The organism is Streptococcus caprae, from assembly GCF_042649745.1.
GTDB lineage: Bacteria > Bacillota > Bacilli > Lactobacillales > Streptococcaceae > Streptococcus > Streptococcus caprae.
In genome coordinates this window covers 1-7,824 of record NZ_JBHRZV010000043.1, presented here as the reverse complement: position 1 = coordinate 7,824, position 7,824 = coordinate 1, and the positions used below count along the sequence as shown (strand labels likewise).

General features: G+C 38.6%; 9 protein-coding genes and 2 pseudogenes. 2 read left to right on the top strand and 9 right to left on the bottom strand.

What is annotated here, in order from left to right; all coding sequences use genetic code 11:
• Positions 1-341: 341 nt before the first annotated feature.
• Both ACFORF_RS05680 and ACFORF_RS05675 read left to right on the top strand, forming a co-directional pair.
• Positions 342-464, top strand: a pseudogene (locus ACFORF_RS05680) (helix-turn-helix domain-containing protein); the annotation flags it as partial.
• Positions 454-742, top strand: a pseudogene (locus tag ACFORF_RS05675) (transposase); the annotation flags it as partial. The pseudogenes ACFORF_RS05680 and ACFORF_RS05675, both read left to right, overlap by 11 nt.
• Before the next feature lie 101 nt (positions 743-843).
• On the opposite strand, the gene ftsH reads toward ACFORF_RS05675, so the two are convergent.
• The 9 genes from ftsH to ACFORF_RS05630 form a co-directional block, all read right to left on the bottom strand.
• Entirely contained in the window at positions 844-2,808 is a 1,965-nt protein-coding gene (gene ftsH / locus ACFORF_RS05670) for an ATP-dependent zinc metalloprotease FtsH (protein WP_380426258.1), read from the bottom strand.
• Between the two features lie 21 nt (positions 2,809-2,829).
• The gene (hpt, locus tag ACFORF_RS05665) at positions 2,830-3,372 is read right to left on the bottom strand and encodes a hypoxanthine phosphoribosyltransferase (protein WP_380426256.1); all 543 of its coding nucleotides are present in this window, start codon (positions 3,370-3,372) and stop codon (positions 2,830-2,832) included.
• The gene (gene tilS, locus ACFORF_RS05660) at positions 3,353-4,645 is read right to left on the bottom strand and encodes a tRNA lysidine(34) synthetase TilS (RefSeq protein WP_380426254.1); all 1,293 of its coding nucleotides are present in this window, start codon (positions 4,643-4,645) and stop codon (positions 3,353-3,355) included. The genes hpt and tilS overlap by 20 nt, the downstream gene beginning before the upstream one ends.
• Positions 4,646-5,938, bottom strand: a complete 1,293-nt coding sequence (locus ACFORF_RS05655) for a serine hydrolase (protein ID WP_380426252.1) — start codon at positions 5,936-5,938, stop codon at positions 4,646-4,648. It abuts the gene before it with no gap.
• Positions 5,939-5,954: 16 nt separating this feature from the next.
• Positions 5,955-6,077 carry an SP_0009 family protein gene (locus ACFORF_RS05650; protein WP_380426250.1) on the bottom strand — a complete coding sequence of 41 codons (123 nt, stop codon included), beginning with the start codon at positions 6,075-6,077 and terminating at the stop codon, positions 5,955-5,957.
• Between the two features lie 3 nt (positions 6,078-6,080).
• Positions 6,081-6,455 (bottom strand): FtsB family cell division protein, encoded by a 375-nt coding sequence (locus tag ACFORF_RS05645; protein WP_380426260.1) that lies wholly within the window; start codon positions 6,453-6,455, stop codon positions 6,081-6,083.
• Positions 6,445-6,720 (bottom strand): RNA-binding S4 domain-containing protein, encoded by a 276-nt coding sequence (locus tag ACFORF_RS05640; protein ID WP_380426249.1) that lies wholly within the window; start codon positions 6,718-6,720, stop codon positions 6,445-6,447. Before ACFORF_RS05640 ends, ACFORF_RS05645 begins: the two co-directional genes overlap by 11 nt.
• 132 nt (positions 6,721-6,852) lie before the next feature.
• On the bottom strand, positions 6,853-7,407 hold the full coding sequence (locus ACFORF_RS05635; RefSeq protein ID WP_380426247.1) for a helix-turn-helix domain-containing protein: 555 nt from the start codon (positions 7,405-7,407) through the stop codon (positions 6,853-6,855).
• Positions 7,408-7,504: 97 nt separating this feature from the next.
• On the bottom strand, positions 7,505-7,824 hold a 320-nt coding region (locus ACFORF_RS05630; protein WP_380426245.1), incomplete at its 5' end, for a hypothetical protein.

Here is a 7,824-nt window from a genome sequence, read left to right as displayed (position 1 = left end):
CGTTGCCCACTCACGAGACAACTATATTAGTTTAGCAAATCATCAATTATTTGTCAACAAGTTTTGCTTGTTTTCATCCTATTTTTTTTCATTGCTTCGTCCTCTTCTTGAGAACTTTATTAGTATAGCAAAGTTTTATTATATTGGCAAGGATTTTTGAAATTCAACATAAAAATATGTAAAAAGACAGGCTCTACAATTTCTGTAGTGGGTAACTTCACTGGAGAGATTATAGGGCTTTTTGAGTGTGATAAATTATAAAATATAGTGCAACAAAAAACTCATAGGGTTTCTTTCGTGTAAACTGTAAGTAACGACATCAACAGAGCACGAGGAAATCCATGTGCTACTTACATCTTACCATAACTGAGAGAATAAAGATAAAGACTTATTTGGAATTAGGGTTAAAACCTTGCCAGATTGCTAATAAACTAGGTGTTCACAAGTCTACTATTTCAAGAGAAACAGGCCTAGCATTTCTTTGACCTGATACAGGAGACACTGCCAAATTTGAATCCTATCTTTCAGACGATCTTTAGAACCTTTTTGAAAGACAAGAACAAGGTTATCAATGCCTTAGAGCTTCCTTACTCAAACGCTAAATTAGAGGCGACAAACAATCTCATCAAGGTCATTAAGAGAAATGCCTTTGGCCTTCGGAAGATGAAAACTTTAAAAAACAAATTCTTATTGCTTTGAACATTAAAAAGGAGAGAACATCTTTGTTCTCTCCAGATGTTAGCTATAAGTCAACCCACTACAGTTGACAAAGAGCCAAAAGACAAACACCTCGATGATGTTTGTCTTCAGTCTGAATCCTAGTCAGTGACTAGGATTGATTTTTTATTCAGTCATTTTTTCTTTGATTTCATCATATGAAAGGGCATGTGCTTCTTCATCATCATCTGTTCCAGCAGGCATGTGACCTGTTTCGTAGAGTGATTTAATTTGTGCAGCATCAAGTGTTTCATACTTCAGCAGGGCTTCTGCAATCAACTTATGGGTTTCACGGTTGCCGTTAATGATATCAGCAGCCTTATTGCGAGCTTCATTCAACAAATCACGAACTTCTTCATCGATGAGAAGAGCTGTGTGCTCTGAATAAGTCTTCTCAGGACTAAGTTGACCTGTCATCATAGCATGGCTACCCTCATACTGAACTGGACCAAGCTTATCACTCATACCATACTCAGTAACCATGGCACGCGCCATAGCAGAGGCTTGTTCAAAGTCATTAGAGGCACCTGTTGTTTGAACATTGAAAATAATTTCTTCTGCTACACGACCACCCATTAGACCAGCAAGTTGCTCTTTCATCTCATCCTTAGAAAGAAGCATTTGATCTTCTTTTGGAAGGGAAATCATATAACCGCCTGCGCGACCGCGAGGCACAATCGTTACCTTGTGGACATCACGGGCACTTGACAATACAAGACCAACGATAGTGTGTCCCGCTTCATGGTAGGCAACCAACTGACGTTCTTTTTCAGACACTTGTTTGTCTTTCTTAGAAGGCCCTGCAATAACGCGGTCTTCCGCTTCATCAATATCGGAAGCATCAATTTTAGTTTTGTTACGACGGGCAGCAACCAAAGCAGCTTCGTTAAGGACATTTTCAAGATCGGCACCCACAAATCCTGGAGTTTGTTGAGCAACAACTTTTAAGTCAACATCATCTGCCAATGGTTTATTTTTAGCGTGAACACGTAAGATTGCCTCACGACCCTTGACATCTGGACGGCCTACCAAGACCTTACGGTCAAAGCGACCTGGACGAAGAAGAGCTGGGTCAAGAACATCAGAACGGTTAGTTGCAGCGATAACAATGATACTTTCATTCCCCTCAAAACCATCCATCTCAATCAAGAGTTGGTTAAGGGTCTGTTCACGTTCATCATTTCCACCACCCATGCCGGCACCACGACGACGACCGACAGCATCAATTTCATCGATGAAAATGATAGCCCGCTCTGCTTTTTTAGCATCCTCAAATAGGGAACGAACACGGCTAGCACCGACACCGACAAACATCTCTACGAAATCAGAACCAGAGATACTAAAGAATGGGACACCAGCTTCACCAGCTACAGCCTTGGCCAAGAGAGTTTTACCAGTTCCTGGAGGGCCCTCCAGGAGAACACCCGCAGGAATACGAGCTCCAAGGGCCTTATAACGTTTAGGATCCTTCAAGAAATCAACAACTTCAACCAGTTCTTGCTTTTCTTCTTCAGCTCCAGCAACATCCGAGAAACGAACCTTAACATCACCCTTGTTCTGTGATTTGGCACGATTGCGTCCAAAGCTCATAGCTCCGTTACGTCCACCTGCTCCGCCTTGGTTCATCAGCATCATCATAAAGAAGACCATGACTCCAATTGGCAAGAGACTGATTACAACTGAGAACCAGGTTCCTGTGGAAGATTCTTGAACAACCTTCAAGTCTGTATCAGAAGCTTCAGCAACATCTTGTATGGATTGAAGAGAAGAATCGCTTGGCAATAGAGTAGAAGTAAAGTTTTTAACTTTGATTGTTGTTGAGGAACCAAAGAAACTTAATTCATCCTTGGATTCAACTGTCTGTTCTTCCTTATATTTACCAGTGACCTTAATCACACTGCCATTTGGTTGATAGGTAATTGATTTAACCTTGCCATCCTTGACTTGTTCAATCAATTCAGAATAAGTGATTGTTGTTGATTCTGCTGAAGAGCCTCGGAAATATAACTGAAAGGCAAAGACAACAGAAACAATCAATAACATATAAACCAGGGAATTGCGAACAAACCCTGAATTGCGATTGTTTTTCATATAAAACTATGTGCTTTCTATTTATTTAGTGTAGATTTCTTCCTTGAGAACACCTACGTAGGGCAGGTTACGGTATTTTTCATCGTAATCCAAACCAAAGCCAACGATAAATTCATTAGGAACATCGTAGCAAACATAATCTGCATCAATATCTACAACACGACCTTCTGGCTTGTCAAATAAGGTTGCAATTTTGACAGAGCTGGCTTTACGGTATTTAAACATGTCGCGAAGATAGAGCAAGGTACGACCCGTATCGATAATGTCTTCCACAAAAATCACATCACGGCCTTCGATATTGGTATCCACATCCTTAAGAATCTTGACTTCACCACTGCTGGTTGTACCGCCGTGATAGCTCGACACTACCATAAAGTCTAACTCAATATGGGTATCAATATGCTTAATCAATTCAGCCATAAAAGGAACAGCCCCCTTGAGCACGCAGACCAAAAGAGGATTCTTCCCTTGATAGTCCTCTGTTAGCCGAGCACCTAATTCCTTGGTTTTGGCAACAATGTCTTCTGCTGAATAGAGAACTTTTTTAATATCCTGTTCTAACATCTTCATCATCCTGTTTCTGTTTTTCAATTTGTAAACTAGCCTTGATTATATCATTTTCAGATAGTTTTCTCAAATATGTTCTGTCATTTACTTGGACAAAAATAATTTGCCCCTCTTGCTCTCCGACGATGGCTCGATCACGCGCTTCTAGACTAATTTTGTCATCTATAAAGAGTCTGCTTAATTTTTTATGGAAATTTCCAAGCTGGATACGGTCGCCATCCCGTCTTTTTCTGAGTGTAATTGGTTGGCGACTACCTAAGTAAATGGTCTGATTTTCTATTTTTTCAGAAAACATAAAATAATAATTTTCATATTTTAGCTGATTGCCATAGTTTAACACAACTGACTTTTCTTGACTATCAGTCCTAGGACCCATTTTTTCAATAGCAAAGCGGTTGTAATTTTTGACCAAAACATATTGATTCTTCAAGGAAAGTTGATACTGACTTGGAGAGTTCAGAGTAGATAAAACCTGATTAAACTGTCCCTTTGACAACTGTAAATCTGAAAATTCTTCCATATACTCCTGTAAAAACACAGCTTGCACTGCTGAATTTTGGGACTGAAAGGTTTTTAAATCCTGCATGTCAAGGTGATCAAATAAACTCCTTAATGCTTCCTTGTACTGACTCACCTCATCTGCTAAAGATTGCAAATGAGTCTTAATTTGTGGATTCTCAGCTTCCAACTGTGGTAATAGGTGATGACGGATACGATTACGAAAATAGTGGTCTGACTCATTCGACTCATCTTCAAAATGAAAAATCTCTGGTAGTTCAGATTTTTTTATTTTTAAAAGAGGTCGTACCAAAATTCCAGGTCCAAAATCCTGACACTCTTTAATAGAAGAAAGATGTCGGAGTCGACTGCCTCGAATCAATCTCATTAAAATGGTTTCAGCTTGATCATCCGCGTGATGAGCTGTCAGCACAACCCTGTACCCTTCATGCTCCATGATTGACCTAAAAAAATCATAGCGAAATTGTCTGGCAGCCTGTTCTGAAAATTTTCCAGAAAACTCCCCAACAAAGATAGGATAGGCATGCTCTTGGGCCCACTGTCTCAGATAGGCTTCTTCCTGATCAGCTTGTTGGCGTTGCTTATGGTTGACATGAGCCAAACCAAGTTCAATCCCTAATTTTTCCCTGTAAACATGCAAAAAGTGCAGTAGATTCATGGAATCTACTCCACCTGAAACGGCTATTAAAACCTTATCTCCCGGCTTAAGATAGCCCTTGCTTTGGAGATTATTATAAATCTTATCAAACATTTAATTTAAAATCACGTAAATATCTTGGGCAATCTGAGAAATCTCATCGTAGGATGAATTCTCTGTGAAAATAGAAAGTACGAAGGGTTCATCAGCATATACGAAAGCAACATCATGCCTAAATTCATAGGCATCTCCAATTTTATGGGCCACCTGAACTGGAATGGTCTTAGAAATCCTCTCATTATCAAACTTTGTATTTGAGAGATAATCTATAATTTGTCCATCCTGATAATAAATAGCTTCCATAAGCTGACCGGCTGTTTTAGCTGACACTTGTCGTGTCTTCATATCCCAGGTCTGACCCGTGGTAGACTTTAGACTGGCCTGGAAATCCTTACCGTATTTTTCTGTGGCATAGTAACCAAGAATATTTGCTGCAGCATTATCAGAAACTTGTGAAATAGCCTTAGCAAGAGTCTCTAGGGTATATTCCTTATCATCATGCTCAAATGGTAATCCTCCATCAATCCCGTAAGATTCATAGGCACCATCGTAGTCTTCTGTTTCTTTTATGTACTTAACCTTATCGTTCCAGTTAAGATTCCCAGTGTCAACTTGTTCTTGCGTGTAATAAAGGGTTGCAAGTTTGGCTACAGAGGCTGCGTACATGGTCTTGTCCGCATTGATTTCAGCAGTTTCTTGCGTCACCATTGATTTGACATAGACAGACAGGTTGGATTTTTTATACTTGGTTTCAAGTAAATCTTGAACAGCTTGCATGCGGACATCTTCTGAAGTTAGAAATTCTTCTGAAATCCAGCCACTTCCATCCACATAGTAGAACAGTCCAGCATGTGTCTCAGCCTGCTGAGTCACTGTCACCTTATCATAGGCCTTCAGAGAACTGCTCTGCAATTTTGCACCCAAGGTATAGGGCTTATCGTAGACTTTAAAATCTGGCAAAAGGTAAAAGGAAGTTTCAAATTCCTGCTGATTGTATATGATGTCATCGTAAATCAAACCTTGATTAGCCTCAAGATAAGTACCATCAGATAATTCAAAGACAGGTAAACCTGAATCATTGTAAACTAACTTATCAATATCAAGTTGTTTCGTCCCTGGTTTAAGAACCTTAGCCAACTCTGATAGATTGACATCCTTGTAAACCACCGTATCAGCAGTCAAGACAGGCTTAGTTGGAATTTGAGCGAAATATGTACTCACAGAAGCAAGATTTTCAGAAAGCTCATAGTTTGTTTGATTGGTAATATGAACATCAACTTCTGAACTAATAATAGAAAAGGGCATTACAAAACCTGTTGCCAATAAAATAGCCAACCATTTTTTCATAACTTCCCCTTTCTTATTAATTTATGTTTTCTGACTTAGATTGTTCCGTTTTTAAAGTTTGATTTTTCTTAGTTAATTCTTCTAATTTATCCTCAGAATGTGCTAAAAAAATCTCTATTTTTTTGATTAAATCGTCCATGTTTTATGGTAATAATTCAGGTGAAAGGTAGACATTTTCACCATCATAAGAATAGTAATATTTAGCACGCGCATATTTTTCAACGTACTCTGTGTTTTTCAAGCGTTCAGCTAGGAGTTTTTGAGCATCCGTTTTAATAATTAACTCTTTTTGATCCTGCTTGAGTGTAATGACCTGTTGTCTCATTTCTTGAAGTTCAATATAAGACGCTACAAGATTATAGGCTGGCAGAACAAAAAGGATTAAAATAAAAACCATGACCCAGCCGATAAAACGATTCCGTTTGCGACTTTCCTCTTCTTCAAAGCGTTTTTTTGTGGTTTCATCTGTGATGTATTGGTTATTCAGTTGAACCACACTGGATTTTTTATTGGCCATCTTCTTCAATCCCAATCCTTGTTTCGCTGATAATCTCATACATTTTGCTAGCATCATCTTTTTTAGTGCTATCTAGCATTTCTAAAACCCGAACAGTCAAGAGTTTGTTTCCGAAGCGGATTTCCACCTCGTCATTGGTTTTCAGGTCGGTGGAGGACTTGGCCAAAATCCCGTTGACCTTGATCCGTCCCTTGTCCGCGACTTCCTTAGCTACCGTCCGTCGCTTGATGATTCGTGATACTTTGAGATACTTATCCAGACGCATTCTTGTCGCTCCTTTTCTTTCTAAAACTCGTAACTTTTATTGTACCATGTTTTAGGAAAAATAGCAGAGCTGGCCAGTCTTGTAAAAAAAATGTAATAAAAGATGCTGGACGAAACATCCAACATCACTTCATTACCAAAAAATCAGTGTCGATACGACAGTCCCTGCAAAGAAAATCAGGAAAATTCCTAATGCCAATATCAGCGTAAACCAAATCTCATTGCTCAAATTTGACTTATGTGTCTGTTTGTTTTCCAAAAAATTTAAAATATCCGCATAAGTCCTGAAGTTTTGACTTCTCCAGATATAAAAAATTTCAAATAAGGAATGGATAACAGGAAGAGCTAGTGCACTAAGCAAGACATAAGATTGACTGCCAGTTAACAAATACCTCGTCGGATAAGCAACTGAAAAGACAAAAAATGATATAGCAGCTATAATCACCCATTTTTTGAACTGTTTTTGATTGACTTGATGTTTCATTTCCTCCACATCTCCTTTGATTAGATTATCCAAGGAAACATCAAAATAGGTCGCTATCAAAAGTAAGCTGTTGATATCTGGATAGGTTTTACCACGTTCCCAATTGGAAATGGTTTGACGTGAAACATAGAGTTTTTCCGCCAACTCTTCCTGGGATAAGCCTTTTTCTGTCCGTAATGTCACCAGTCTATTTTGTAGTTGCATCTTGTGTCTCCTTGGCTATCTTCAGTCTAGCTCTTTTGCCATTAGTTTACCATACAAGGCTTTGGTCAGAGAAGATTTTTTATGTCAAAAGGTTTTGTCAAGCATCTTTTCGAGCTTTTATTTCCTGTAATTTTTCTCCGAAAGCAATCAATTCTTCCAATATTTGGTAGTCTTTTTGGTTGCGCACATCAAAAATCACTTCCATTTTCCCAGAATTCTCTGAAATACGTGCTTTAAGTTTAGTAACAGACAGATCTTCAAAGAAATCTTGAGTTAAAAATAATAGGCTTGCTGCTACTTCAAAAGTAACCGTTATTTGAAAAGACCCCCTTATAATGGACAGTATAAAAAGTACTATACTGTTCTTATAAGGAGGTTCTTTTCTCATGGCTAAAAAAGGAAGTAAATTTACAAAGT

Bases quoted from the DNA above. Each gene is read 5' to 3' on its own strand.
- tilS (WP_380426254.1), bottom strand. From the start codon at position 4,645: ATGTTTGATAAGATTTATAATAATCTCCAAAGCAAGGGCTATCTTAAG.
- ACFORF_RS05640 (WP_380426249.1), bottom strand. From the start codon at position 6,720: ATGCGTCTGGATAAGTATCTCAAAGTATCACGAATCATCAAGCGACGG.
- ftsH (WP_380426258.1), bottom strand. From the start codon at position 2,808: ATGAAAAACAATCGCAATTCAGGGTTTGTTCGCAATTCCCTGGTTTAT.
- hpt (WP_380426256.1), bottom strand. From the start codon at position 3,372: ATGTTAGAACAGGATATTAAAAAAGTTCTCTATTCAGCAGAAGACATT.
- ACFORF_RS05645 (WP_380426260.1), bottom strand. From the start codon at position 6,455: ATGGCCAATAAAAAATCCAGTGTGGTTCAACTGAATAACCAATACATC.
- ACFORF_RS05655 (WP_380426252.1), bottom strand. From the start codon at position 5,938: ATGAAAAAATGGTTGGCTATTTTATTGGCAACAGGTTTTGTAATGCCC.
- ACFORF_RS05635 (WP_380426247.1), bottom strand. From the start codon at position 7,407: ATGCAACTACAAAATAGACTGGTGACATTACGGACAGAAAAAGGCTTA.
- ACFORF_RS05650 (WP_380426250.1), bottom strand. From the start codon at position 6,077: ATGGACGATTTAATCAAAAAAATAGAGATTTTTTTAGCACATTCTGAG.